Genomic DNA, 25,833 nt, shown 5'->3' with positions numbered 1-25,833 from the left:
TGCTCGTCGTACTGTGAGGCTGGAGGGAGAGGAGTACGGCGTGTTTGTTGGGGCTCATGTGATTTTGTACAGCGGGGATGCGGAGGCTGATCGGGGGTTCATTGCGGAGGTGCTGGGGTTTCCGCATGTGGATACCGGGGGCGGGTGGTTGATCTTTCGGTTGCCGCCGGCGGAGGTCGCGGTCCATCCGAGTGATGGGGACGAGTGGCACGAGTTCTATCTGATGTGCGAGGACATCGAGGCGCTGTTCGACAAGCTGGCCGCTGCCGGGGTGGAGGTCTCGCGTGAGATCAGCGAGGAACGCTGGGGCCGGCTCGCCAGCATCCCGCTGCCCAGCGGCGCCCGCCTGCCCGTGTACCAGCCACTGCACCCGGTCGCCTACAACCTGCAGGAATGACGAGAGGCGGACAGCCGACTCGGCTGTCCGCCTCACCTCAGGTGGTTACGGGTTGGGGCTCCGGTAGGCCGGGGCAATGCCTTCGATCGCGTCGCCCATGCGGTGGACCCGGAGGGCGTTGGTGGAGCCGGGGATGCTGGGTGGGGAGCCGGCGACGATGACGACCAGGTCGCCCTTCTGGAGTTTGCCGAGCTCGAGCAGCCGCTGGTCGACCTGGCGGACCATCTCGTCGGTGTGGTCGACGGTGGGGACGATGTGCGTCTCGATGCCCCACACCACGCTGAGCCAGGCGCTGACCGACGGGACCGGGGTGAACGCGAGCAGCGGGACCTCGGTGCGGTAGCGGGCCAGCCGGAGCGCGGTGTCGCCGGACTGGGTGAAGGCGATCAGGTACTTCGCCTCCAGCCGCTCGGCCACGTCCGCGGCGGCCCGCGCGATCACGCCGCCCTTGGTCCGCGGCTCCCACTCGATCGACTGGACCCGGCTGAGGCCGTGCTCCTCGGTCGACTCCACGATCCGGGACATCGTCTTGACGGTCTCGATCGGGAACCGGCCGACGCTGGTCTCACCGGACAGCATCACGGCGTCGGCACCGTCCAGTACGGCGTTCGCGACGTCGGACGCCTCGGCCCGGGTCGGCCGCGGCGCGGAGATCATCGACTCCAGCATCTGGGTGGCGACGATCACCGGCTTCGCGTTCAGCCGGGCCTGGTCGATGATCAGCTTCTGCACCAGCGGGACCTCCTCGAGCGGGAGCTCCACGCCGAGGTCGCCGCGGGCCACCATGAACCCGTCGAAGGCGTCGATGATCTCGTCCAGGTTGGCGACCGCCTGCGGCTTCTCGATCTTGGCGACGACCGGGATCCGCAGACCCTCCTCGTCCATGATCTTGTGCACCAGCTGGATGTCGGCGGCGTCCCGCACGAACGACAGCGCGATCATGTCGGCCGGCAGGTGCAGCGCCCAGCGCAGGTCCTCGGCGTCCTTCTCCGACATCGCCGGCACGCTGACCGCGACACCCGGCAGGTTGATGCCCTTGTGGTTCGACACCGGGCCGCCGACGGTGACCCGGCAGACCACGTCGGTCAGGGTCACCTCCTCGGCGACCAGCGCGATCCGGCCGTCGTCGATCAGCAGCTGGTCGCCCGGCTTCACGTCGCCCGGCAGGCCGTCGTACGTCGTACCGCAGATGGTCGCGTCACCAGGCACCTCCCGGGTGGTGATGGTGAAGCGTTCGCCGTAGGTCAGCGTGGCCTTGCCCTCGGCGAACTCGGCCAGCCGGATCTTCGGGCCCTGCAGGTCGACGAGGATGCCGACGTTGTGGCCGGTCTCCGCCGCTGCGGTACGGATCCGCTGATAGATGCGTTCATGCTCGGCATGGGCACCGTGGCTGAGGTTCAGCCTCGCGACGTCCATACCGGCTTCGACGAGTTCCAGGATGCGCTCGGGGGCGGCCGTAGCCGGGCCAAGCGTACAAACGATCTTTGCGCGACGCACGTCACAAAACCCTACTCCTACAAACCACTACACCCGGTGGTCCGCCCCCCTTACTGGACCGTCAACAGGTGATGACAACCGGAGACGAAGCCTGAATCGTCAAGAAGGCAAGGGTGTGTAGGCGCCAACTGTGATGTCGCCGGTCAGTTCGGCGGTGACCGTCTGGAGGCCGATCGGCTGACCCTTCTGGTACGTGATGAGGGTGACCTCACCTGGCCGGCGCAGCGTGTAGCCGAGGGCGAAGGCGTACGCCGCTCCCCCGGTCGTGCCGTTCGTGTACGTCGTGACCGGGCGGTCGTCGACGACCTTGCTCTCGGGGCCGACCTGCCGGTGCAGGTGACCCGACAGCAGCAGGGTCGCGCAGCCCCGGGCGGCGGTGTCGGCGAACGACGACGGGTCGTGGACCACGAACGTCGAGATGCGCTTGTCCTCGGGCTGCTCGCAGGCGATGTCCGCCAGCCGCTTCGACTGCTCGGAGGTGGTCTCGTCGCCGGGCTGGTCCGCACTGCCCAGGCCGGTCTTGGTCGGATCGCTGTCACCGAGGAACCGGATGCCCTCGACCTCGACCGGCTTGCTGTCGAGCACCGTGAAACCGTTCTTGCGCATGGCGTTCTCGACGTGTCCACCGGCGTCGTGGTTGCCCGCGACGGCGACCACTTTGAAGTCCTTGAAGTGCTGGCGCAACGAGTTGATGCTGAACACCTCCCAGGACTGACCCGACGAGGTGTCGTCCCCGGCGTCGATCAGGATCTTCGCACCGGCCGCCTTCGCCACCTCGGCCGCGAAGCCGTCGATGCCGATGTTGTCGTGCCGGTCGCTGACCTGGATCGCGACCTTCTGGCCCTCGCCGGGCTGATGGATCTCGTCCGCGACGTCCCCGACCCGGTCCTTCAGCTGACCGTAGAACCGGGTGGATCGCTGGTACGTCTCGACCGCCGTACGGATCACCCCCACCCCACCCGTGGTGGAGAACCCGGACGCGACCTCGACCCCCTGCAGCTGTTTGTCCAGGGGGATCTCCGGCAGCAGCTGGGCGAGCGGGCGCCACTCGGTCGGCGGTACGTCGGCCGGCCGCATCCGCGCCGGGCCGAAGATCGACGCGATCGTGATCAGCATCGCGACCAGGACGACGATCGCGCGGTGCTCGACGCGTCGTTCGTGCCGGTGCACCAGGTGCCACAGTTCGCGGCGGCGCCGGGCGCCGATCACCGCCCAGACGGTCGCCACCACCACGACCACGAGCAGACCGGAACCGGCACCGGCCAGCCCGTCGTCGACAGCCATGGCCTGCACGACCTGCTGGATCCGCGCGATCTCACCGTCGGGCTGCGAGGCGATCAGGGCGTCGCGGTTGATCAGGTCGGTCAGGTTGTCGGCGTCGGTCTCCTGGACGTCGATGTTCACGCCGAGCCCGAGCGGATTGTGGGCGGCGATCCGCAACCGGGGCAGCACGGCACCGAGGTCGACGGTGGCGTGCCCGTCGAAGGTCGGCGAGACGGTTGCCGCATGGGCGCCGATCGTGACCCGCTCGGAATCGTTGGCGAACGCGAACAGACCGATCGCGACCGAGGTGACCAACCAGAGCGCGGTCAGTGCGGCCCACGGCGCGATCGCACGGAGCCGAGCCTTGGTCACCAGGCGCGTAGCCACCCTCTCAACCTATCGGGACGCCCCACCTTGGGCACCGACCAACCACTTCTCGTGACGAATCGTGGTTGGCGGGTGCACAAGGTCAGACCGCCAGCGGGCGGGCGGTCGGGGGGATGGGGGTGGGTAGGGTGGACGAACCGGTTAGGTGGGTGTCTACGCCGTTGGCGCAGGAGCGGCCCTCGGCGATGGCCCAGACGATCAGGGACTGGCCGCGGCCGGCGTCGCCGCAGGCGAAGACGCCCTCGACCGAGGTCTGGTAGGTCTTGTCCCGCTTCACGTTGCCACGCTCGTCGAGCTCGACGCCGAGCTGCTCCAGGAAGCCCTCGCGCTCCGGACCGAGGAAGCCCATCGCGAGCAGTACCAGCTGCGCCGGGATGGTCCGCTCGGTGCCCTCGACCGGGACGAACCTGCCGTCCTTGAACTCGACCTCGACCAGGTTCAGCCCGGAGACGTTGCCCTCGGCATCGGCCTCGAAGTTGACGGTCGAGACCGAGTAGACCCGCTCGCCACCCTCCTCGTGCGCCGAGGCGACCCGGTAGATCATCGGGTACGTCGGCCATGGCTGCCCGGCCGGCCGGTCGTCGCCAGGGCGCGGCATGATCTCCAGCTGGGTGACCGAGCGAGCACCCTGCCGGTGCGCCGTACCCAGACAGTCCGCGCCGGTATCGCCGCCACCGATGATCACCACGTCCTTGCCAGTGGCAACGATCTGGTTCTCGACCAGCTTGCCGAGCGAGGCCCGGTTGGACTGCGGCAGGTACTCCATCGCCTGGTGGATGCCGCCGTGCTCGCGGCCCGGCACCGGCAGGTCGCGGGCCGCGGTGGCCCCGGTCGCGATCACGACCGCGTCGTACCGCTGCTTGAGCTGGGTCCCGGTCACGTCCACGCCGACGTTCACGCCGGAGCGGAAGACCGTGCCCTCCTCCTTCATCTGCTGGATCCGGCGGTCGACCTGTTCCTTTTCCATCTTGAACTCGGGGATCCCGTACCGCAGCAGACCACCCGGGGCGTCCGCACGCTCGTACACCGCGACGGTGTGGCCCGCGCGGGTCAGCTGCTGGGCAGCGGCCAGGCCGGCGGGGCCGGAACCGACGACCGCGATCGTCTTGCCGGTCAGCCATTCCGGCGGCTGCGGCTTGACGTCACCGGACTCCCAGGCCTTGTCGATGATCGCGACCTCGACGTTCTTGATCGTGACCGGTTCCTGGTTGATGCCGAGCACGCAGGCCGGCTCACACGGCGCCGGGCAGAGCCGGCCGGTGAACTCCGGGAAGTTGTTGGTCGCGTGCAGCCGCTCGATCGCGCCGGTCCAGTCGTCGCGCCAGACCAGGTCGTTCCACTCCGGGATCAGGTTGCCCAGCGGGCAGCCGTTGTGGCAGAACGGGATGCCGCAGTCCATGCAGCGACCTGCCTGCTTGGTGATGATCGGCAGCAGCGCCTTGCCGGGCCCACCGGGGTAGACCTCTTTCCAGTCCTTCACCCGCTCGTCCACCGGGCGCCGCTCGGCGACCTCACGCCGGGTGGTCAGGAATCCCTTCGGGTCAGCCATCAGATGGCCTCCATCATCGCTCGCGTGGTGGCGTCCTCGTCCAGCCCGTCGCGCTCGGCGGCCGCCTTGGCCGCCAGCACCCGGGCGTAGTCGCGGGGCATCACCGTGGTGATCCTGGCGGCGGCCGCGGGCCAGTCGGCGAGCAGCTTGGCCGCCCGTTCCGATCCGGTCTCCTCGAAGTGCCTGCGGACCAGGTCGTGCAGCAGTTCGGACTCGTCCGTGGTGACCGGGTGCAGATCCACCAGCTCCGGGTTCACCAGGGCGTGGTCCAGATCGAGCACGTGGGCCACGCCGCCCGACATGCCCGCCGCGAAGTTCCGGCCGACGGCGCCGAGTACGACGACGCGCCCACCGGTCATGTACTCGCAGGCGTGGTCGCCGACCGATTCGACGACCGCGGTGGCGCCCGAGTTCCGGACACAGAACCGTTGCCCCACGCCACCACTGATGAAGAACTCGCCGGACGTCGCGCCGTACCCGATGACGTTGCCGGCGATGATCTGGCCGGCCGCGTCGAACCGCGCGTGCCGATCCGGCCGGATCACCACCCGGCCACCGGACAGGCCCTTGCCGACGTAGTCGTTGGCGTCACCCTCGAGCCGCAGCGTGACACCGCGCGGGACGAAGGCGGCGAACGAGTTGCCGGCCGACCCGGTGAAGGTCAGGTCGATGGTGCCGTCGGCCAGGCCGGCCGCGCGGTACCGCTTGGTGATCTCGTGACCGAGCATCGTCCCGACGGTCCGGTTGACGTTGCGGATCGCCAGCTGTGCCCGGACGGGTTCGCCGCTGTCCAAGGCCGGCTGGCAGATCCGGATCAGCTCGTTGTCGAGTGCCTTGTCCAGGCCGTGGTCCTGCCCGACCACCTGGTGCCGCGAGGCGCCCTCGGGCAGCGCGGGCACGTGCAGGATCGGCGACAGGTCGAGCCCGTCGGCCTTCCAGTGGTCGACCGCGCGCTGGATGTCCAGCACCTCGGCGTGCCCGATCGCCTCGTCCAGGGACCGGAAGCCCAGCTCGGCCAGGTACTCACGGACTTCCTCGGCGATGAACTCGAAGAAGTTCACCACGAACTCGGGCTTGCCGGAGAACCGCTCGCGCAGTACCGGGTTCTGCGTCGCGACGCCGACCGGGCAGGTGTCCAGGTGGCAGACCCGCATCATGATGCAGCCCGACACCACCAGCGGCGCGGTGGCGAAGCCGTACTCCTCCGCGCCGAGCAGCGCCGCGATGACCACGTCCCGGCCCGTCTTCAACTGACCATCGGTCTGGACGACGATCCGGTCGCGCAACCCGTTGAGCAGCAGGGTTTGCTGGGTCTCGGCCAGCCCGAGTTCCCACGGACCACCAGCGTGCTTCAGCGAGGTCAGCGGCGCCGCACCCGTGCCACCGTCGTGACCGGAGATCAGTACGACGTCCGCGTGCGCCTTGCTGACCCCCGCGGCGATCGTGCCGACGCCGACCTCGGAGACGAGCTTCACGTGGATGCGCGCCCGCGGGTTCGCGTTCTTCAGATCGTGGATCAGCTGGGCCAGGTCCTCGATCGAGTAGATGTCGTGGTGCGGCGGCGGCGAGATCAGGCCGACACCCGGCGTCGAGTGCCGGGTGCTCGCCACCCACGGGTAGACCTTGTTGCCGGGCAGCTGACCGCCCTCGCCCGGCTTGGCTCCCTGCGCCATCTTGATCTGGATGTCGTCGGAGTTCGTCAGGTACTCCGCGGTGACGCCGAACCGTCCGGACGCCACCTGCTTGATCGAGCTGCGCCGGGCCGGGTCGTGCAGGCGGTCGGAGTCCTCGCCGCCCTCACCGGTGTTCGACTTGCCGCCGAGCCGGTTCATCGCGATCGCCAGCGTGGTGTGCGCCTCGGCGCTGATCGAGCCGTAGCTCATCGCGCCGGTGGAGAACCGTTTGACGATCGCGCTGACCGGCTCCACCTCGTCGACCGAGATCGGCTCCCGGTCGGAGTTGAAGCCGAACAGGCCGCGCAGCGTCATCAGCCGCTCGGACTGCTCGTCCACGCGGGACGTGTACTGCTTGAAGATGTCGTAGCGCCCGGTCCGGGTGCTGTGCTGCAACCGGAACACCGTGTCCGGGTCGAACAGGTGCGGCTCACCCTCACGGCGCCACTGGTACTCGCCACCGATCTCCAGCTTGCGGTGCGCGGGCAGGATGCCGTCCGCCGGGTACGCGCGCAGATGCCGGCGGCGCACCTCCTCGGCGATCGTGTCGAGCCCGATGCCGCCGAGCTTGGACGACGTACCGGTGAAGTAGGTGTCGACCAGCTCCGGAGACAGACCGTTCGCCTCGAAGATCTGGGCGCCGGTGTATGACGCGACCGTCGAGACACCCATCTTCGACATGACTTTGAGCACGCCCTTGCCGAGCGACTTCACCACGTTGCGCACGGCCTGCTCGGGCTCGACGCCCGGCAGATAGGTACCGCGCCGACAGAGGTCCTCGACCGCTTCCAGCGCGAGATACGGGTTGATCGCGGCCGCGCCGTACCCCATCAGGAGGGCGACGTGGTGGACCTCGCGGACGTCGCCGGCCTCGACGACCAGACCGACCTGCGTGCGGGTCTTCTCCCTCACCAGATGGTGATGAACCGCGGCGGTCAGCAGCAGCGACGGGATCGGGGCGCTGTCGGCGTTCGAGTGCCGGTCGGACAGAACCAGGATCCGGGCCCCGCCCCTGATCGCCTCGTCGGCCTCGGCGCAGATCTCGTCGAGCCGTGCCTTCAGCGCCTCGCCGCCGCCCTCGACGTCGTACACCCCGCGCAGGACCGTGGTGGCCAGGCCCGGCATGTCGCCGTCGAGGTTGATGTGGCGGAGCTTCGCGAGCTCGTCGTTGGTGATCACCGGGAACGGGATCACTACCTGACGGCAGGACGCCGGGCTCGGGCTGAGCAGGTTCGCCTCCGGGCCGAGGCTCGACGACAGCGAGGTGACGAGCTCTTCGCGGATCGCGTCCAGCGGCGGGTTGGTGACCTGCGCGAACAACTGGGCGAAGTAGTCGAACAGCAGCCGCGGCCGGTCGCTCAGTACGGCGATCGGCGTGTCGGTGCCCATCGAGCCGATCGGCTCGGCGCCGGCCCTTGCCATCGGGGTGAGGATGACGCGGAGCTCTTCCTCGGTATACCCGAACACTTGCTGGCGGCGTGTCACCGACGCGTGGCTGTGGACGACGTGCTCGCGCTCGTGCAGGTCCTCGAACCGGATCAGGCCGGCGTGCAGCCATTCGTCGTACGGGTGCTCGGTGGCGAGCGCGTTCTTCACCTCGGAGTCGGTGATGATCCGATGCGCCTCGACGTCGACCAGGAAGATCCGGCCGGGCTCGAGCCGGCCCTTCTCGGTCACGGTCGCGGGGTCGATGTCGAGGACGCCGGCCTCGGACGCGAGTACGACGAGACCGTCCTCGGTGACCCAGTAGCGCGACGGCCGGAGACCGTTGCGGTCCAGGACCGCGCCGACCTTGGTGCCGTCGGAGAAGACCACGGACGCCGGGCCGTCCCACGGCTCCATCAGCGTCGAGTGGAACTCGTAGAACGCGCGCCGCTTCGGATCCATCGTGGTGGCGTTCTCCCACGCCTCCGGGATCATCATCAGCATCGCGTGCGGGAGCGAACGGCCGCCCAGGTGCAGCAGCTCCAGGACCTCGTCGAACGAGGCCGAGTCCGACGCGCTCGGCGTACAGATCGGGTAGAGCTGCTCGAGGTCGCCGGGGATCAGGTCGCTGCTGAGGAGCGCCTCACGGGCGCGCATCCAGTTGCGGTTGCCCTGCACGGTGTTGATCTCGCCGTTGTGGGCGATGTACCGGTACGGATGGGCCAGCGGCCAGGACGGGAACGTGTTGGTGGAGAACCGCGAGTGCACGACACCGATCGCGGAGGCGAAGTCGGGATCGGTCAGCTCGGGAAAGAACTTGTCCAGCTGGTCGGTGGTCAGCATCCCCTTGTAGGTGATGGTCCGGCCGGACAGCGACGGGAAGTAGGTCTCGGTCTCCTTCTCGGCCCGCTTCCGCAGCCGGAACGCCATCCGCTCCAGCGCCAGGCCGAGCACCCGGCCGGCCTTCGCGGCGACGAACAACTGCTTGAAGGTCGGCATCACCGAGCGTGCGGTCGCGCCGAGCAGGTCCGGGTCGGTCGGGACGTCCCGCCAACCCAGGACTTCCAGGTTCTCCTCGGCGGCCAGCTCCTCGATCCGGTCTGTTGCCTTTGCGGCGTCGTCAGGGTCGGCCGGGAGGAACGCGATGCCGGTGGCGTAACCGCGCTGCACCGGCAGCTCGAACTCGCACACCTTGCGGTAGAACGCGTCCGGGATCTGGATCAGGATGCCGGCGCCGTCGCCGGAGTCCGGTTCGGCGCCGGACGCGCCGCGGTGCTCGAGGTTGCGCAGGGCGGTCAAAGCCTTGGCCACGATGTCGTGGCTCGGTTCACCGGTCAGGGTCGCGACGAAGGCGACACCACAAGCGTCGTGCTCGTGCTGTCCGTCGTACAAACCCTCGCTCGGGAATGGGGGGCGACCAAACATTCAGGGGCTCCCGTCGTCCTACGGTCAACAACTGGCCGCGGGACAACATTGGCCCAAGCCGGGTGTCCCGAGACTACCTCATGACGCTCGACAGATGGACAGCCATTCCACCGTCACAACGCCCTCATAACCCTCAGTAGGCACGCGCTCACTGCCAGCCTCCATCATCCCCGCCAACCGCCCACACAACCACCCACAGCACCTGAAATTCACCTGCTGAGACCGCCCGTCCCTGATAAGCCACAGCCATGTCCTGGCACCCCTCCCCCGACTGGCAAGCCCTCACGTCCGGCACCGGACAAGCCACCGGCGGGGTCTGGCTCACACCCGACCAACAGGTCGTCAAACGCCTCGTCCCCGGCGTCACCGACCCACGCCACCACGCCTACTGGGAACGCCAGGCCTTGGTCGCCGAATCCGGCATCGTCGCGGCCACTCCAGGCCTCCGCGCACCGGCGTGTCTGGGCGTCGAACGCGACCCATCCGGCATCACGCTGCGGATGGCGTTCGTACCCCCGGTCGCGTCGACACCAGTAGCTCTGGCTGCCGCTCTGGGCCGCTTCGCACGCTCCCCGACGCCAGCGCCCGCCTGGGCCGCTCGGGACGTACTCCGAGACCGCCTGACGACCGTAGAGCGGCGCGGTGGGTGGAGTGCGTTGGCGCGCGCCGGGCTCAGCTCGGCGGCGACGGACGCCCTGTGGCGGCGGCGAGACGCAGCGCTGGCGGTCCTGGACGACCTGCCGCGAGTCCCCACCCACGGTGACGCACACCCCGTGAACCTGCTCGGCCGCGACGGCGACGACGTACTGGCCACCGACTGGGAGCAGTTCGGCCACGGCCCGGCCGGCTTCGACCTCGGCTACCTACTGCTGGCCGTGGACACGCCACTCGATCAACTACTGGCAGCTCACGGCGGCGACCTGGACGCCGTTCGACGAGGTGCGGTGCTGGTGGCGGCGTACACCGGCTTGTCGCGTACGGCCTGGGCACTCGGCCAGCCAGACCCCAACGATCACGTCGAGCGGCTCGTCAGGCTCTCCCCGGTGGTCGAAGAGGCAGTCGCGTATGCCTGAGCGATCCGGAAAGGGCATAACGACAGGAGGTAGTCGATCCAGCGCAAGACCCGGACAGGAGTTCAGGCGGGGACCGCCCCCGGGCCGGCGGCGTCGAACCGACTACCTCCTGGCGTTACGGCTCTTCGGCACAACCGACGCATCCGTCCACCAGCTGAACACGCGGCGCCGAGCCCGCGGACATCCTCTGGGGACCGCGGACAGAAATAGCGGCTGTCCTGCCGTTCCATGGGTGGCCCGGGGGCCAACCCCACCCCGGCGGACACCACTGCGCCAGCCCCGGCCGCTGGTCGCCGCCACTCGACCCGCCCGGCTGCCCGACAGCCCCGCCTCGCTACCCCGCCTCGGCTGCCTCGGTCGGTCACTTTGTGCACCAGATCCGTACGGCGCCGGCCCAGCGGGTACGGAACTGGTGCACAAAGTCGATCTCTCCTAGGCCGAAACCTCACCCAGGCGTGAGGCCGGCGGTCCGCCCGGCCGCGTGCCACGCCCGGTAGAAGGCGTCGTAGCTGGGATAGCGGGTGGTGGTGGCTTCCTGAAGTACGGCGTACTGGGCGTCGGTGCCGCGGAAGGCGGTCCGGTCCAGGCTGGCGTCGGAGAGGAAGACGAGGGCAGCGCGGGCGAGGACGTAGGCGGTGGTGCGGGTGTCGATGGGGGCGCCCAGGGAGTGTTGTTCGGGGGCCATCAAGCGGGTCGAGCCGAACATGCGGCCCATCGTGTTGCGGAAGGGGCCTCGATGGTAGGTGTCCAGATCGATGACGGTGAGTTGGCGGGCGTCGAAGTCGTAGAGAAGGGCGCCGTCGTAGAAGTCGCCTTCGATCCAGCCGGCCGCGTCGAGCCGAGCATGGAGGTCGTAGAGAGCATCCAGGGCGGCGAGGATCTCCGGCACCGGCAAGGCCTTGAAGCGTTGATGGGCGCTGACAGGGTCGTCGCGGTTGGTGCCGAGGTGTTCGCCGATGCGCCAGTCGTAGACGAGGAGCGGGCCGGCTGGGGACTCGATGACGGCGTGGAGGGCTGGGAGGGCCGGGTGTACGACGGACTCCGCAAGGGCGGCGGCGTTGCGCAACAACGCGACCCGGCCGTCGAAGTCGAGGTACGGCGCGGAGTCCGCGGGATCGCCCGCGGTCTTCACGAAGTACGTCCGGGTGGCGGTTCGGACGCCGTACGAGATGTTGCCGGAGTCCTGGGTGGTGAAGCGGGTGAAGATGGTGCCCAGGTGATTGAGGTAGGTGGCTGGGAGTACGTCGATCTCGCCGGGGAACATCTGGGGGACGCTAGTCAGGACCACGCCGGACGGCGACCGAGTTTTGGGAGGAACGTATGGCGCTGGGTGACTTTCCGCGGTATCCGCTCACGTTCGGGCCGAGTCCGGTGCATCCGCTCGATCGGCTGAGTGCGCACCTTGGTGGGGCTCGGGTCTGGGCCAAACGGGAGGACTGCAATTCGGGGCTCGCCTACGGCGGGAACAAGACCCGGAAGTTGGAGTACCTGATTCCGGATGCGCTGGCGCACGGTGCGGACACGTTGGTGTCGATCGGGGGCTATCAGTCCAACCACACCCGGCAGGTCGCGGCCGTCGCGGCGAAGGTCGGGTTGAAGGCCGTGCTGGTGCAGGAGAACTGGGTCGACTGGCCGGACGCGCTCAACGACCGGGTCGGGAACATCCTGCTCAGCCGGATCATGGGCGCCGAGGTCCGGCTCGATCCGGCCGGGTTCGGGATCGGCTTCAAGGACAGCTGGAAGGAGGCGCTGGCCGACGTCGAGGCGCGCGGAGGTACGCCGTACGCGATCCCGGCAGGTGCTTCGGACCACCGGCTCGGTGGACTCGGCTTCGCGAACTGGGCGGTCGAGGTCGAGCAGCAGGAGCGGGAGCTCGGGGTCTTCTTCGACACCATCATCGTGTGTGCGGTGACCGGGTCGACACAGGCGGGGATGATCGCCGGGTTCGCCGGGCACGACCGGCCGCGGCGGGTGATCGGGATCGACGCGAGCGCGAAGCTGCAGGAGACCCGCGACCAGGTCGAGCGGATCGCCCGCGCCACCGCCGAGCTGATCGAGCTCGGCCGCGACCTGCGCGACGACGAGATCACCGTGCTCGAAGGCTGGGCCGGCGACCGGTACGGGATCCCGGTGCAGTCCACGCTGGACGCGATCCGGCTCACCGGTCAGCTCGAAGGGATGATCATCGACCCGGTCTACGAGGGGAAGTCGATGGCCGGCCTGATCGACCTGATCCGGAACGGCGACATCCCCAAGGACGCCAACGTCCTCTACGCCCACCTGGGTGGCCAGCCCGCGCTCAACGCCTACAGCGGGCTGTTCACGCACAGTCAGCCGATGCCGGGTCCGACCAACGTCCCGACGCCATAGGTGAGTGCTGCTGCCAGACCACCGAGGAGGAGTTGGCGGAAACCGGAGTACCACCAGGACCGGCTGGTCACGCGGGAGACGATCGCACCGCAGACGAAGAGCGCGGTCAGCGACATGATCAGGGCCGGTACGACGCTGCCCGCGCCGAGCAGGTACGGCAGCAGCGGGATGAACGCGCCGACCGCGAAGCAGATGAACGACGACGCGGCCGCGATGACCGGGTTCGGCAGGTCGTTGGGGTCGATGCCGAGTTCTTCGCGGACGTGTTCCTGGAGGGCCTGGTCGGGGTCGGTGTGGAACTGTTTCGCGACCTTGCTGGCCAGGTCCGGGTCGAGGCCCTTGGCCCGGTAGGTCTCGGCGAGCTCGATCTCCTCGTCGATCGGGTGCCGCTGGATCTCCTTGCGCTCTTTCTCGATCTCGGCCCGGGCGAGCTCGCGCTGCGAGGCGACGGAGGTGTACTCCCCCGCCGCCATCGAGAACGCGCCCGCGGCCAGGCCGGCCAGCCCGGCGAGCACGATCACACTCGAGCCGGACGCCGTACCGCCGTCCATGCCGGCGATCAGGGCGAAGTTCGAGACCAGGCCGTCCATCGCGCCGAACACGGCCGGGCGCAGCCAGCCGCCGTTCACATCACGATGAGTGTGATCTCCGTGATGCTCGGCAGAAACCTCGGGAACCTCAGTCACGAGACCCATCTGATTCGGAACCGTTGGTCGCGTCAACCTTCGGCTTGTCTGCTGGCGTCGCCTCGGCAGCCGGTCCTCCGGCCGGCTCTGCCGAGGCGGAGGTGGAATCGCCGGAGCCCGTCCCAGCGGGCTTCGCGGAGCTCGCCTCCGGCGTCGGCGCGTCGGCGGCCGCGTCCTCCCCAGTGCCGGCTTCCGGTGTCGCCGCGTCGGCTTCGTCGGAGTCGGTGCCGGTTTCCGGCTTCTCGCTGTCGGTGGGCTTGCCGGCGGAGGGGCCGGTGGAGATGTCTTCCTGGCCGGGGTACTTGCGGGCGCTGATGATGAAGGCGGCGACGGCGAGGACGAACAGGATGATGGCAGTCCAGACGTTCAGCCGGAGGCCGAGGAAATGGTTGACCGTGTCGATGCGCAGGTTCTCGATCCAGGCGCGGCCCAAGGTGTAGCCGGCCACGTAGAGGAAGAACGCCCGGCCGTGGCCCAGCTTGAAGCGGCGGTCGACCAGGATGACCAGCGCGACCACGCCGAGGTTCCAGATCGCTTCGTACAGGAACGTCGGGTGGAAGGTGGCGAAGTCGGCGTACCCGTCCGGGCGGTGCTCGGGCGAGATCTCCAGGCCCCACGGCTTGGTCGTCGGCTTACCGAACAGCTCCTGGTTGAAGTAGTTGCCGAACCGGCCGAACACCTGCGCCAGCGCGATCCCCGGCGCCATCGCGTCCGCGACCGCCAGGAACGGCACCTTGGCCCGCCGGCAGGCGATCCAGGCGCCGAGCGCACCGAAGCCGACCGCGCCCCAGATGCCGAGCCCGCCGTGCCAGATCTTCAGCGCGTCGATCGGGTGCCGGCCCTCGCCGAAGTACAGCTCGGCATCGGTGACGACGTGGTAGATCCGGGCGCCGACCAACCCGAACGGGATGGCCCAGAACATGATGTCGGCGAGCACGGTCGGTGAGCCGCCGCGGGCGACCCAGCGGTGGCGGCCGAGCCAGTAGCCGGCGAAGATACCGGCCAGGATGCACAGCGCGTACGCGCGGATCGGCAGGCCGGCGATGTGCCAGACACCCTGGCTCGGGCTGGGAATGAACGCCGGAACCATCACGGCGGGAATCAGACTAGACATGGCAAAGGGGAACGCTACTCGACCGGCCAGGGCACGACCAGAAACTCATGGTCACGATGGGGACTCGGTGCGTCAGCTCGCGATGTCATCGACGGCCTTCTGCAAGCCGTCGGCGGTCAGCTGGTTGGCTTCCAGCTGCTTGTCGTTGACGTAGACCGTCGGCGTCCCGGTCACGCCGCGGTCGTCCGCGGCCTTCGATACCGTGTCGAGCCAGCCGCCGTAGGTGTTGTCCCGCACGGCCTGCTGGAACTTCGCGTCACCGATGCCGAGTTGGCTGCCCAGGTCGAGCAGCTGGTCCGTGGTCCACGACTTGCTGAAGTCGCCGTACATCTCGTCGGCGTAGCTGAGCGCCTTGCCGTTCGCGGCCGCGGCGGCGAAGGCGTTGGCCAGCCGGGGCGAGGCGTCCGGGTTGACGAAGGCGAGCGGCCAGTAGGTCAGCGTCGCCGTACCGTCCTGGACGAGTTTGTCGACTACTCCACCGGTCGACTCCTCGAACTCCGCGCAGTGCGGGCAACGGAAGTCGAGGTAGATGTCGATGTGCACCTTGGCGTCGGCGTTGCCGACGGTGACGCCCTTGCCGGACGTGCCCGGGCCGGTGATCACCGTGGGCTCGGGTTTGCCGTTCGAGCTCACCTCGACCTTGGAGTGCCCGCGCCAGTACTGCACGCCGACGCCGCCCGCGAGGGCCAGCACCAGCACGATCACCACGATGATCCCGGGCGAGATCCGCCGCTTCGGCGGCTGCAGCAGCGGATTCGCGGGGGCCTTGGTGTTGCTCACGACGCAATGACTCCTTGCGGTTCGGGTTCCAGGGCGAACTTGCTGGTGGGGTTCAACCACAGCCAGGCCGCCAGCAGCAGCAGGCCGACGTCCCGCAGGATCTCCTGCAGGTACTTCGTCTGACCGGGGGCGACCTGGCCACCGCCGCCGAAGCAGCCGCAGTCGATCGCCAGGCCGCGCGCCCAGGCGGACGCCACCGCGGCGATGAACACGACCAGGAAGACACCCGCGGCGGCCGCCGCGGCGCGGACACCGAAACCGACGATCAACAGCAATCCGATCGCGATCTCCAGGAACGGCAGCCCCCAGCCCACCGGCGCCGCCAGCGACGCCGGCAGCAGCTCGTACGCGCGGACCGCCTGGGCTGCCGTCTCCGGATCGGTCACCTTCAACGCGCCCGCCACCAGCATCACGCCGCCGAGCAGGAGCCGCGCTCCCAGCGAGACCCATTCGAACCAGGGTCGACGATTCACTGGTTGTCCTCCACCAGCTTCCCGAAGTCGTGGGCCAGGTCGCCGATGGCGGCGTTCGACAACCAGAGCACGTTCGCCTTGTCGTTCTTGCCGAAGCCGATCACCTGCGCACCGTGACCGACCTCGTACCCGCCGGAGGGCAGCTTCTGCATCCCTTCCACCGGTACGCCGACGGCCTTCGCGATGTCCTTGATCGACGTCAGCGAACCGGTCAGCCCGACGAACGACGGATCGAACCGGTCCAGGTACTTGCGAATCACCGGGCCGGTGTCACGGGCCGGGTCGGTGGTGATGAACAGCAGCTGGACCTGGTCCCGCACCGGCTGGTCCAGCTTGGTCAGCGCGGACGCCACATCGGCCATCACGGTCGGGCACACGTCCGGGCAGTTCGTGTAGCCGAAGAACACCAGCGTGACCGGCTTCTTGGTCGAGGTGACCAAGTTGAACGGGTTCCCGCCGGTGTCGGTCAGCGTGGCCGCCGGCAACGAGTACGGCCGGTCCAGCGTCGCCCCGCGCAGACCGTTCGGATCCTGCGTGGTGCGGATGATCGCACCACCGGGGTTGTCCGCCTTCTCCTTGTCGCCGCCACTGCAGCCCGCGAGGGCGAGCAGAGCCACCGCGGCCAGTAGAAGTGCCGCGTTCCTGGTTCGACTCACGGCGTACTAACGACTCGCGGCGGCGCTGGGTTCCCTGCGGACGCCTTCGGACAGGGCTTCCGCGAGCGCGCGGACCCCGGCCGGGCCGCCGTCCTCGAGCGCCTTGACGAGGGCCGCGCCGACGATCGCCGCGTCCGCGAACGCCGCCACACCGGCCGCCTGGTCGGCGTTCGAGATTCCGAGGCCGACGCCGACCGGCAGGCCGGTGACCGCCTTCGTCCGCGCCACCAGTGGCGCCGCCAGCTCCGACGGCTTGTCCCGAGCACCGGTGACACCCATCACAGCGGTCGCGTAGACGAAGCCGCGGCAGGCGGCCGTGGTCATCCGGATCCGCTCGTCGGTCGACGACGGTGAGACCAGGAACACCTTGTCCAGGTCGTTCTTGTCCGCGGCCGCGATCCACTCCGCACCCTCGTCCGGGATCAGGTCGGGCGTGATCAGGCCCGCTCCCCCGACGCCGGCGAAGTCCGCGGCGAACCGGTCCACGCCGTACCGCTCGACCGGGTTCCAGTACGTCATCACGAGCACCGGGACATCGGAGTACGCCGCGACCTTCTCGATCGTGCTCAGCACGTCGCGGGTCCGCAGCCCGCCGGCCCGGGCCACCTCGGTGGCGCGCTGGATGGTGACGCCGTCCATCACCGGGTCGCTGTACGGGAGGCCGACCTCGACCACGTCGACGCCGCCGTCGATCATCGCCTTGATCCCGTCCACACCACCGTCGTACGTCGGGAAGCCGGCCGGCAGGTAGCCGACCAGGGCGCCGCGGCCCTCGTCGTTGGCCTTCCGGATCGCGGTGCCGGCCTTGCCCAGGGCAACCAGATCACTCACCGGTGGCCTCTTTCTCGCCGAGGCCGAACCAGGTGGCGGCCGTGTCCATGTCCTTGTCCCCGCGACCGGAGAGGTTCACCAAAATGGTTGCCTCCGGCCCCAACTCCGTCGCGATGTCGAGCGCGCCGGCGACCGCGTGCGCGGACTCGATCGCCGGGATGATGCCCTCGGTCCGGGACAGCAGCTTGAACGCCTCCATCGCCTCGGCGTCCGTGATCGGCCGGTACGACGCCCGCCCGGTCTCGGCCAGCCACGCGTGCTCCGGCCCGACCCCGGGATAGTCCAGCCCGGCCGAGATCGAGTGCGACTCGATCGTCTGACCGTCCTCGTCCTGCAACAGGAACGACCGCGCACCATGCAGTACGCCGACCTGCCCGGCGGTGATCGTGGCCGCGTGCCGGCCGGTCTCGAACCCGTCGCCACCCGGCTCGATGCCGTACAGCTTCACGCTCTCGTCGGGGATGAACGCGGTGAACAGGCCGATCGCGTTCGACCCGCCGCCCACGGACGCCACCGCGGCGTCCGGGAGCTTGCCGAGCAACTCGAGCGACTGCTCCCTGGCCTCGTCGCCGATACCGCGGACGAAGTCGCGCACCATGGCGGGGAACGGGTGCGAGCCGGCCGCCGTACCCAGGATGTAGTGCGTCTTGTCCACGCTGGCGACCCAGTCCCGCAGGGCCTCGTTGATCGCGTCCTTCAGCGTCCGGCTGCCGGTCTTCACCGAGATGACCTCGGCGCCGAGCAGCTGCATCCGGGCCACGTTCAGCGCCTGCCGCCGGGTGTCGACCTCACCCATGTAGACCACGCACTCGAGGTCCAGGTAGGCGCACGCGGTCGCGGTCGCGACGCCGTGCTGGCCGGCGCCGGTCTCGGCGATCACCCGGGTCTTGCCCATCCGCTTGGTCAGCAGGGCCTGGCCGATCGCGTTCCGGATCTTGTGCGCACCGGTGTGGTTCAGGTCCTCGCGCTTCAGCAGGATCCGGGCGCCGGCCGCGTCGGACAGCCGGGTCGCGTCGTACAGCAGGCTCGGGGCGCCGATGTACTCGTGCAGCATCCGCTCGAACTCACCGGTGAACTCCGGGTCGGCCATGGCTTCGCGCCACGCCGTAGTGAGCTCGTCGAGTGGCGCGATCAGCGCCTCCGGCATGAACCTGCCGCCGAAACGGCCGAAGTGCCCGAGCTGGTCGGGCAGCACACTACTCATCCGACAAACCTTCCAAAACCCGGCTCTACAGCGCGGGAGAGTGTCCGTCCCGGTGCCGTTTGGACCGGCCGGGTCTAGTGCCGCTGCTGGATGGCGGGATGCGATCCGGCGGCGACGAGGTCGGCGACCGAGGCGCGGGGGTCGCGGCCGGTCACCAGGGTTTCACCGACGAGGACGACATCGGCCCCGGCGCGCGCGAACTCGATTACATCATGCGGGCCGCGAACTCCGGACTCCGCCACCCGGACCAGGTTCGACGGGATCGTCGGCGCGACCCGGGCGAAGGTGTCCCGGTCGACCTCGAGAGTCTTCAGGTTCCGGTTGTTCACGCCGATCAGCTGAGCGCCGGCATCCACCGCACGCCGGGTCTCCTCCTCGTCGTGCACCTCGACCAGCGGGCACAGGCCGATCGAGTGCGCGCGCTCGATCAGTGAGACCAGGGCCTCCTGCTCCAGCGCCGCGGCGATCAGCAGCACCATGTCGGCGCCGGCCGCACGGGCCTCCCAGAGCTGGTACGACGAGACGATGAAGTCCTTCCGCAGGACCGGGACGTCGACCCGGCCGCGCACCGCGCGCAGGTCGTCCAGGCTGCCGTTGAACCGGCGCCGCTCGGTCAGTACCGAGATCGCCGCCGCGCCGCCCTCCTCGTACTCCCCGGCGAGCGCGGCCGGGTCGGTGATCTCGGCCAGCTCGCCCTTGGACGGGCTGGATCGCTTCACTTCGGCGATGATCGCGATCCCGTCACCGCGGAACACCGGCATCGGGTCCTTGGCGTCGGGCTTGCGCTGGGCTTCCTGCTTCAGGTCGTCCAGGCTGACCCGCGCCTGGCGCTCCGCGAGGTCCTCCCGGACCCCCGCGAGAATGTCGTCAAGCACAGTCATGTCCGTCCGCCCCTCAGTGGTCGCCGTCGGCCGGGACCCCGAACCCCAGCAGTTGCATGACCTTGCCGGTCAGCGCACCCAGCACAGCGATGGCGACCGCGATCCAGAACAGCACCCAGTTCGGACCGAGCACCATCGCGATGGCGCCGACCGTGAACGCGATCAGCACGATGGTCACCGCGGTCCACGCCGCCGGGCTGTTGCCGTGCAGGTCGTGGGGAGCCTCCTCGCTCACCCGCGTCGCTACTTGATCGGCCGTCGTATTGTCCATGGTTGGCGCCACTCCTCGTTGTCGTCCCGTCCTATTGTGGCGGTAGGCCGCCGCGGTCAGAGAGTCGGGTCCTCCCCGGCGTCGATCGCCTTCCACTGATCGGCCGGTGCGGCGGCCGGATCACGCTCGTAACGCGCGGTCGCGCGACGCCAGCGATGCGCTGTCAGCAAGGCGATCAGACCAGTCGCGACCAGCGCGACGCCCCCGGCCAGGGCAAACCAGGGCGCCGGACCGCCGGACAGACTCACGTGGTCGGTGACCGCCTGACTGAGCTCCGGCCGGATCCTGCTCAGCTCACTCACGTCGGGCCGCACCTGCAGCGCGACGGCGATCGCGGCAACGCCCATCAACAGCACCAGCGCACCCAGCACGCGACGCAATGCTGTACCTGCGAGTTTCGTAACGACGATCGCGACCACCGACGCGAGTGCCAGCGTCACCGGTGCCTTCGTGACGGTGTATCCGTTGAAGTCCACACTCGGACGCCCGCTCCCCGGGTGCGCCGTAGACCACGTCAGGTACGCCGACAACCCGAGCAGGACCAGCGCCACGACGGCGAGGAGATCGACGAGTCGCTGCGGCTTCATACGTCGCTGAACGTTCCCGCGACCGCGATCGCGTTCAGGACGGCGGCCGCCTTGGTCCGGCACTCGGCGTCCTCGGCGGCCGGGTCGGAGTCGGCGACGATGCCCGCGCCGGCTTGCACGTACGCCGTGGAGCCGCGCAACACCGCGGTCCGGATGGCGATCGCGGTGTCCACGTCACCGGCGAAGTCCAGGTAGCCGACGACACCGCCGTACACACCGCGCCGGGTCACCTCGAGCTTGTCGATGATCTCCATCGCCCGCGGCTTCGGCGCACCGGACAGCGTCCCGGCCGGGAACGCGGCGGTGAGCGCGTCGAACGCGGTCTTGCCGGCCGCCAGCTGCCCGGTGACGGTCGATTCCAGGTGCATCACGTGGCTGTAGCGGCGGACGTCCATGAAGTCGACCACCTCCACGGTGCCGGGCGCGCAGACCCGGCCGACATCGTTGCGGCCGAGGTCGACCAGCATCAGGTGCTCGGCGCGCTCCTTGGCGTCGGCGCGCAGCTCCTCCTCCAGCGCGTGGTCCTCCTCCGGCGTAGCGCCGCGGCGGCGGGTGCCGGCGATCGGGTGCAGGATCACCTTGTTGTCGGTGACCTTGACCAGCGCCTCGGGACTCGATCCGACGATGTCGAAGCCGTCCAGGCGGACCAGGTACATGTACGGGCTCGGGTTGGAGCGGCGCAGCACCCGGTAGATGTCGAGCGCGGACGCCGTGGTCTGCAGCTCGAACCGCTGGGACACGACGATCTGGAACGCCTCGCCGGCGCGGATCTCCTCCTTGGCGTGCTCGACCGCCTCCCGGTACTCCGCGCTGGACCGCTGCCGGTGGGGATCCGGCACCGCGGTCCGGTCCGCGCGCACGACATACGACGGGGTTGGCTGCGCCAGATCCGCCTCCATCGCGTCGAGGCGGCGTACGGCGTCCGCGTGGGCCTCGTCGACGCGCTCGTCGGAGTCGTCCCAGTTGACCGCGTTCGCGATCAGCCAGATCTCGCCGGTCTCGTGGTCGAGGGCGGCCAGGTCGGTGGCGAACAGGAACGTGAGCTCGGGCAGGCCGAGGTCGTCGGTCGTTGTGTCGGGCAACCGTTCGAGCCGGCGGACCGCGTCGTACCCGAGGAAGCCGACCATGCCGCCAGTCAGCGGCGGCAGGTCGGGCAGCCGGGGCGTGTGCAGGATCTCCAGCGTCTCGCGCAGCGCCTTCAGCGGGTCACCGGTCTGCGGCAGGCCGACCGGCGGGTTGCCGGTCCAGATCGCCTCGCCGTCGCGCTCGGTCAGCGTCGCCGCGCTGCGGACGCCGATGAACGAGTAGCGCGACCAGACGCCGCCGTTCTCCGCGGACTCCAGCAGGAAGGTGCCTTCGCGCTCGGCAGCGAGCTTGCCATAGACACCGATCGGCGTCTCCGCATCGGCCAGCAGCCGCCGCGTCACCGGGATGACTCGACGGTCCTTGGCATAGTCGCGGAAGGTCTCGAGGTCCGGTGAGTTCATGCCTTGACCTCGATCTGGCCGTGCTCGAAGCAGGTGCGGGTGCCGGTGTGGCAGGCCGGGCCTTCCTGGTCGACGAGGACGAGCAGGGTGTCGGCGTCGCAGTCGACGAGGATCTGCTTGACGTGCTGACGATGGCCGCTGGTCTCGCCCTTGACCCAGTACTCCTGCCTGCTGCGGGACCAGAACGTGCTCCGCCCGGTCGCCGCGGTCCGGCGGACCGCCTCGGCGTTCATCCAGCCCACCATCAGGACCTCACGCGTGTCGTATTGCTGCACCACTGCTGGGATCAGCCCGGCCGCGTCGAAGGTCAGCTCGTCAATACTCACCCGCCCATTGTCGCCGATCACCAGGAGCACTCCGAACACGGTGCCTCGCGATGAACACGCGTAGTGGGACGGGCTGACAGTATGAGGGCATGACGACGAGTGAGGCACGCGTCCAGGAACTGCTGACCGAGCACCCGGTGATCGACGGCCACAACGACCTGCCGATCGCGTTCTACGAGCTGTGCGGGTACGACCTGGACGCCCACGACCTGAGCGGCTCGGTGCCGTCCCTGCACACGGACCTGCCCCGGTTGCGGACCGGACACGTCGGCGCGCAGTTCTGGTCCCTGTGGGTCCCACAGGACGAGCACTCGGTACGGCGTACGTTCGAGCAGGTCGACTTCGTGCATCGGCTCGTGGAGCGGTTCCCGGCCTGGCTCCAGCTCGCATCGACCGCGGATGACGTCGACGCCGCGATCAAGGCCGGGCGGGTCGCCTCGTTGATGGGGATGGAGGGCGGCCACTCGATCGGTGAGTCGCTCGGGGTGCTGCGGGTCATGCGGGAGCTGGGCGTGCGCTACATGACACTCACCCACAACAACAACGTGTCCTGGGCGGACTCCGCGACCGACGAGCCGGTCCTCGGCGGGCTGAACGAGTTCGGCGAGGAGGTCGTCCGGGAGATGAACCGGATCGGCATGCTGGTCGACCTCTCGCACGTCTCCGCGGACACCATGCGGCACGCGTTGCGGGTGACCAGCGCGCCGGCGATCTTCAGCCACTCGTCGGCCCGCGCGATCTGCGACGTACCGCGGAACGCGCCGGACGACGTGCTCGAGACCCTGGCGGGCAACGACGGCGTCTGCATGGTGACCTTCGTCCCGTACTTCGTCTCCCAGGCGTACGTCGACTGGGTCAAGGGAGCCAAGGAGGCGCAGCCGGACCTGAACCCGATGAACCCGGCCGACCAGGCGAAGCTGGCGGAGTCGTACGACGTGCCGAAGCCCGAGGTCACCCTGGACGACGTGGTCGAGCACGTCGACCACGTCCGCGGTATCGCCGGCGTCGACCACATCGGCCTCGGCGGCGACTACGACGGCTGCCCCGAATTCCCCACCGGCCTCGCGGACGTCGCGTCGTACCCGGCCCTCTTCGAGGCCCTCGCCGACCGCGGCTGGAACGACACCGAACTGGCAAAACTTGCCAGCGGCAACATCCTCCGCGTCCTCCGCGCCGCCGACGACGCAGCCGCTGCCTAAGCGTCCCGGTAGTGGTCTCTGGTCTCGGGCAACCGCTCGAAGCCGGCCGCTTCGTAGGTGGCGATCGCGCCGACGTTGAAGCCCGGCGTGCACACGACCGCGCTGCACGAACCCAGCTCCTGCAGAGCTCTCGCCGCCGCGACGGTGATCGCCGTGCCGTAGCCGCGCCCGCGGTGCAGTCGATGCACGCCCATCGGCTCGATCAGTCCTGGCTTGTCTGCCCCCGCGGACCACACGGTCACGGCCGCCACGGACTCACCCAGCTGGTTGCGGCCCACGAGACAGCGCGCGTCGGCGTACGGCTCGCCGTCGGCCATCGCGTGCCACCGGGCGTCGGTGAACGTCGACCCGTCGAACGACGCCCGCTGGACGGCGGTCCGCTCGTGCGCCTCCTCGGCACCGATGACATCGACCCGCAGGCCGGGGTCCGGCACGGGCTCGCTCAGGTCGCGCCGCAGCGGCACCCACGGGTCCGCCGTCATCCAGCCGTCCTTGGAGAGCAGGTCCTGGACGAGCGCTCCCATCGGCGCCTCCACGTACACCTTGCCCTCGATCAGTACGCCGGCCTCCGGCGCGGACACGTCCTCGACCAGGCGCTGCGCGAGCTCCTCGTCACGCTGAGCCTCCGGCGCGATCGCGAGCCGCAACAACTCCGGATCGTCGAGCAGGCCGACGGCAATAATCTCGCCGCCCCGCCTCCACGTCCTGGTAGCGGCCGCGGTCTGCCCCACCCCGAACCGCCAGAACCACCCCAAGTCCCCCGGATGCAGCTGCACCGGACCCTCGTCGCACTGCCACTCCCGCAGCACCCGCACAACCTCGCCCAACCCATCGATCCCCAGAGTCCCCAACACAATCGCCATCCCCCGATCACACACCACCCCACCGACACCCGCACCCGACTTTCCCATCCACCACCCCCACCGCCAGGCCCCTCAGGCCCTTCCTCCAGGCGCCCGGACCCGGCTCCCGCCCCGAGGTCCGCCCTTCCCCCCAGTCCCCGGCTCCCGCCCCGAGGTCCGCCCTTCCCCCCAGTCCCCGGCTCCCGCCCGCACGTCCCCCCTCGCCCCCGGCCTCCGGCCGTCCGCCCTCGGCCCTCGGTGCCGCCCAAAGAGGCGACTTTGTGCACCACGTCCGTACATTTCGCGAGCCGCCGTACGGATCTGGTGCACAAGGTCGGGTTATCCACAGGCGCCTGAGCGGTCGGGCGGCGATCTCGGGGAGGATCGGGCGGTGGAGAGGCTCGGGGACGACGTGCGGCAGCGGCTCGTCGATCAGTGGGGCAGACCGCTGCGGCACCTGGAGCTGATGGAACTCGGCTTGCAGAAGTACGACGTGGAGCGGCTCGTCCGAGGCGGTCAGCTTCAGACGGCCCACGCTCGCTATGTCGGCGGGCAGGTTGACGCACGTCTCGCCTGCATCGCCTGTGCTCAGGCGGCCCATCCGAGGTCCGTCATCAGCCATTTCACGGCTGCGGAGCTGATGGGGTTGAGAGTCTGGACGAGCCAAGACCGGTCTCCGGACATTGTCTGGCTCAGCTGCGAGCCGGGTTGCCGTCGCAACCTGAAGCGCGCGGACGTGGTACTCCGCCGGGCCGCCCTCACCGAGGCGGACCTCCGACTGCACCGGGGGCTGTGGCTCACCTCAGAAGCACGAACCACAATCGACATCGCCCGGGAACTGCCCCTGCGTGAGGCGGTTGTGACGATTGACCACGCCTTGTCCGGATTCGTGTCCCGCGCCGCGCTCGAGGCGGCACTCGAGCGCCAGTACCGCTGGCCCGGTGTGCAGAACGCACGGGCAGCAGTAGGCCTCGGGGACCCGCGCTCCGAGTCGGCGCTGGAGTCGTTCGCGCGTGCGGTGTTCGTGGAGTGTGGTCTGCCGGCGCCGATCCTTCAAGCGGAGTTCTGGAACGGTTATCGCTGGTTGGCGGACCGGGTCGACTTCTGGTGGCCGGAGTTCCGGACGGTCGGCGAGGCGGACGGGCTGGCGAAGTTCGAGGCGTCGACGGCCGCCGAGCGCCGGTGGCTGCTCCGACGGGCGTTCGAACGCGACCAGCGACTGGCCGATCGTGGTCTCGAGCTCGTCCACTTCGGCTGGGAGGACGTCGTACGCGGCCCCGACGAGCTCGCCCACCGCTTCCGCGCCGCGTTCGACCGCGGATCGCGCCGTACCGAGCCCTCACCCACCTGGCGCCCCGCAGCCTGACCCGCCCAGCCCGCCACCCTCAAGCAGCCCTGTCCCCGCGACTTGCGTACGGCGGGCAGCCCGGCCGGCGT

The 25,833-nt window shown here is 69.4% G+C and carries 23 protein-coding genes; 5 read left to right on the top strand and 18 right to left on the bottom strand.

From position 1 onward, the window contains the following. The first annotated feature begins 13 nt into the window (after positions 1-13). A complete protein-coding gene (locus OG555_RS30715) occupies positions 14-397 on the top strand; it encodes a VOC family protein (RefSeq protein WP_329476040.1) in 384 nt (127 codons plus the stop codon). Positions 398-442: 45 nt separating this feature from the next. Here the strand turns inward: OG555_RS30715 and pyk are convergent, their stop codons facing one another. The 4 genes from pyk to gltB all read right to left on the bottom strand — a co-directional run bounded on the left by pyk (position 443) and on the right by gltB (position 9,616). Next, on the bottom strand, positions 443-1,894 hold the full coding sequence (gene pyk, locus OG555_RS30710; protein ID WP_329476039.1) for a pyruvate kinase: 1,452 nt from the start codon (positions 1,892-1,894) through the stop codon (positions 443-445). A 99-nt stretch (positions 1,895-1,993) separates the two neighbouring features. Next, positions 1,994-3,544: a metallophosphoesterase family protein gene (locus OG555_RS30705; RefSeq protein WP_329476038.1), complete on the bottom strand. Its 1,551-nt coding sequence runs from the start codon at positions 3,542-3,544 to the stop codon at positions 1,994-1,996. 82 nt (positions 3,545-3,626) lie between these two features. Continuing rightward, positions 3,627-5,093, bottom strand: a complete 1,467-nt coding sequence (locus OG555_RS30700; protein WP_329476037.1) for a glutamate synthase subunit beta — start codon at positions 5,091-5,093, stop codon at positions 3,627-3,629. Next, positions 5,093-9,616 carry a glutamate synthase large subunit gene (gene gltB / locus OG555_RS30695; protein WP_329476036.1) on the bottom strand — a complete coding sequence of 1,508 codons (4,524 nt, stop codon included), beginning with the start codon at positions 9,614-9,616 and terminating at the stop codon, positions 5,093-5,095. The genes OG555_RS30700 and gltB overlap by 1 nt, the downstream gene beginning before the upstream one ends. Positions 9,617-9,864: 248 nt before the next feature. Between gltB and OG555_RS30690 the strand changes: the two genes are divergently transcribed. Beyond that, on the top strand, positions 9,865-10,689 hold the full coding sequence (locus tag OG555_RS30690) for a phosphotransferase (protein ID WP_329476035.1): 825 nt from the start codon (positions 9,865-9,867) through the stop codon (positions 10,687-10,689). Positions 10,690-11,134: 445 nt separating this feature from the next. On the opposite strand, the gene OG555_RS30685 is transcribed toward OG555_RS30690, so the two are convergent. After that, positions 11,135-11,953: a hypothetical protein gene (locus OG555_RS30685; protein WP_329476034.1), complete on the bottom strand. Its 819-nt coding sequence runs from the start codon at positions 11,951-11,953 to the stop codon at positions 11,135-11,137. A 56-nt stretch (positions 11,954-12,009) separates the two neighbouring features. Between OG555_RS30685 and OG555_RS30680 the strand changes: the two genes are divergently transcribed. Next, on the top strand, positions 12,010-13,059 hold the full coding sequence (locus OG555_RS30680) for a 1-aminocyclopropane-1-carboxylate deaminase (protein ID WP_329476033.1): 1,050 nt from the start codon (positions 12,010-12,012) through the stop codon (positions 13,057-13,059). Here OG555_RS30680 and OG555_RS30675 read toward each other — a convergent pair. The 12 genes from OG555_RS30675 to hisI all read right to left on the bottom strand — a co-directional run bounded on the left by OG555_RS30675 (position 13,020) and on the right by hisI (position 22,355). Then, positions 13,020-13,745: a VIT1/CCC1 transporter family protein gene (locus tag OG555_RS30675; protein ID WP_329476032.1), complete on the bottom strand. Its 726-nt coding sequence runs from the start codon at positions 13,743-13,745 to the stop codon at positions 13,020-13,022. The two genes, OG555_RS30680 and OG555_RS30675, sit on opposite strands and share 40 nt — an antisense overlap. Then, a complete protein-coding gene (gene lgt / locus OG555_RS30670; protein ID WP_329476031.1) occupies positions 13,738-14,859 on the bottom strand; it encodes a prolipoprotein diacylglyceryl transferase in 1,122 nt (373 codons plus the stop codon). The genes OG555_RS30675 and lgt overlap by 8 nt, the downstream gene beginning before the upstream one ends. Before the next feature lie 72 nt (positions 14,860-14,931). Then, positions 14,932-15,639, bottom strand: coding sequence for a thioredoxin domain-containing protein (locus tag OG555_RS30665; protein WP_329476030.1), 708 nt, complete (start codon positions 15,637-15,639; stop codon positions 14,932-14,934). Further along, entirely contained in the window at positions 15,636-16,112 is a 477-nt protein-coding gene (locus tag OG555_RS30660) for a MauE/DoxX family redox-associated membrane protein (RefSeq protein ID WP_329476029.1), read from the bottom strand. Before OG555_RS30660 ends, OG555_RS30665 begins: the two co-directional genes overlap by 4 nt. After that, a complete protein-coding gene (locus tag OG555_RS30655; RefSeq protein WP_328521585.1) occupies positions 16,109-16,729 on the bottom strand; it encodes an SCO family protein in 621 nt (206 codons plus the stop codon). Before OG555_RS30655 ends, OG555_RS30660 begins: the two co-directional genes overlap by 4 nt. 45 nt (positions 16,730-16,774) lie before the next feature. Further along, on the bottom strand, positions 16,775-17,599 hold the full coding sequence (trpA, locus tag OG555_RS30650) for a tryptophan synthase subunit alpha (protein ID WP_329476028.1): 825 nt from the start codon (positions 17,597-17,599) through the stop codon (positions 16,775-16,777). After that, positions 17,592-18,803 carry a tryptophan synthase subunit beta gene (gene trpB / locus OG555_RS30645; protein ID WP_329476027.1) on the bottom strand — a complete coding sequence of 404 codons (1,212 nt, stop codon included), beginning with the start codon at positions 18,801-18,803 and terminating at the stop codon, positions 17,592-17,594. The genes trpA and trpB overlap by 8 nt, the downstream gene beginning before the upstream one ends. A gap of 74 nt (positions 18,804-18,877) precedes the next feature. Beyond that, on the bottom strand, positions 18,878-19,684 hold the full coding sequence (gene trpC / locus OG555_RS30640; RefSeq protein WP_328521588.1) for an indole-3-glycerol phosphate synthase TrpC: 807 nt from the start codon (positions 19,682-19,684) through the stop codon (positions 18,878-18,880). A 13-nt stretch (positions 19,685-19,697) separates the two neighbouring features. Further along, complete coding sequence (locus tag OG555_RS30635) at positions 19,698-19,955, bottom strand: HGxxPAAW family protein (protein WP_329476026.1); 258 nt, start codon at positions 19,953-19,955, stop codon at positions 19,698-19,700. A gap of 56 nt (positions 19,956-20,011) precedes the next feature. Next, a complete protein-coding gene (locus OG555_RS30630) occupies positions 20,012-20,542 on the bottom strand; it encodes a Trp biosynthesis-associated membrane protein (protein ID WP_329476025.1) in 531 nt (176 codons plus the stop codon). After that, positions 20,539-22,029 (bottom strand): anthranilate synthase component I, encoded by a 1,491-nt coding sequence (locus tag OG555_RS30625; RefSeq protein ID WP_329476024.1) that lies wholly within the window; start codon positions 22,027-22,029, stop codon positions 20,539-20,541. The genes OG555_RS30630 and OG555_RS30625 overlap by 4 nt, the downstream gene beginning before the upstream one ends. Continuing rightward, the gene (gene hisI, locus OG555_RS30620; RefSeq protein ID WP_329476023.1) at positions 22,026-22,355 is read right to left on the bottom strand and encodes a phosphoribosyl-AMP cyclohydrolase; all 330 of its coding nucleotides are present in this window, start codon (positions 22,353-22,355) and stop codon (positions 22,026-22,028) included. Before hisI ends, OG555_RS30625 begins: the two co-directional genes overlap by 4 nt. Before the next feature lie 89 nt (positions 22,356-22,444). On the opposite strand from hisI, the gene OG555_RS30615 reads away from it, so the two are divergent. Next, on the top strand, positions 22,445-23,554 hold the full coding sequence (locus OG555_RS30615; protein ID WP_329476022.1) for a dipeptidase: 1,110 nt from the start codon (positions 22,445-22,447) through the stop codon (positions 23,552-23,554). On the opposite strand, the gene OG555_RS30610 is transcribed toward OG555_RS30615, so the two are convergent. Then, complete coding sequence (locus tag OG555_RS30610; protein ID WP_329476021.1) at positions 23,551-24,417, bottom strand: GNAT family N-acetyltransferase; 867 nt, start codon at positions 24,415-24,417, stop codon at positions 23,551-23,553. The genes OG555_RS30615 and OG555_RS30610 overlap by 4 nt on opposite strands. 370 nt (positions 24,418-24,787) lie before the next feature. Here OG555_RS30610 and OG555_RS30605 point away from each other — a divergent pair, with 370 nt between their 5' ends. Then, a complete protein-coding gene (locus OG555_RS30605) occupies positions 24,788-25,762 on the top strand; it encodes a hypothetical protein (RefSeq protein ID WP_329476020.1) in 975 nt (324 codons plus the stop codon). Positions 25,763-25,833 lie beyond the last annotated feature (71 nt).

This window comes from Kribbella sp. NBC_01484, from assembly GCF_036227145.1.
Taxonomy (GTDB): Bacteria; Actinomycetota; Actinomycetes; order Propionibacteriales; family Kribbellaceae; genus Kribbella.
The sequence above is the reverse complement of the archived record's forward strand: the minus strand, read 5'-3'. Positions and strand labels throughout refer to the sequence as shown.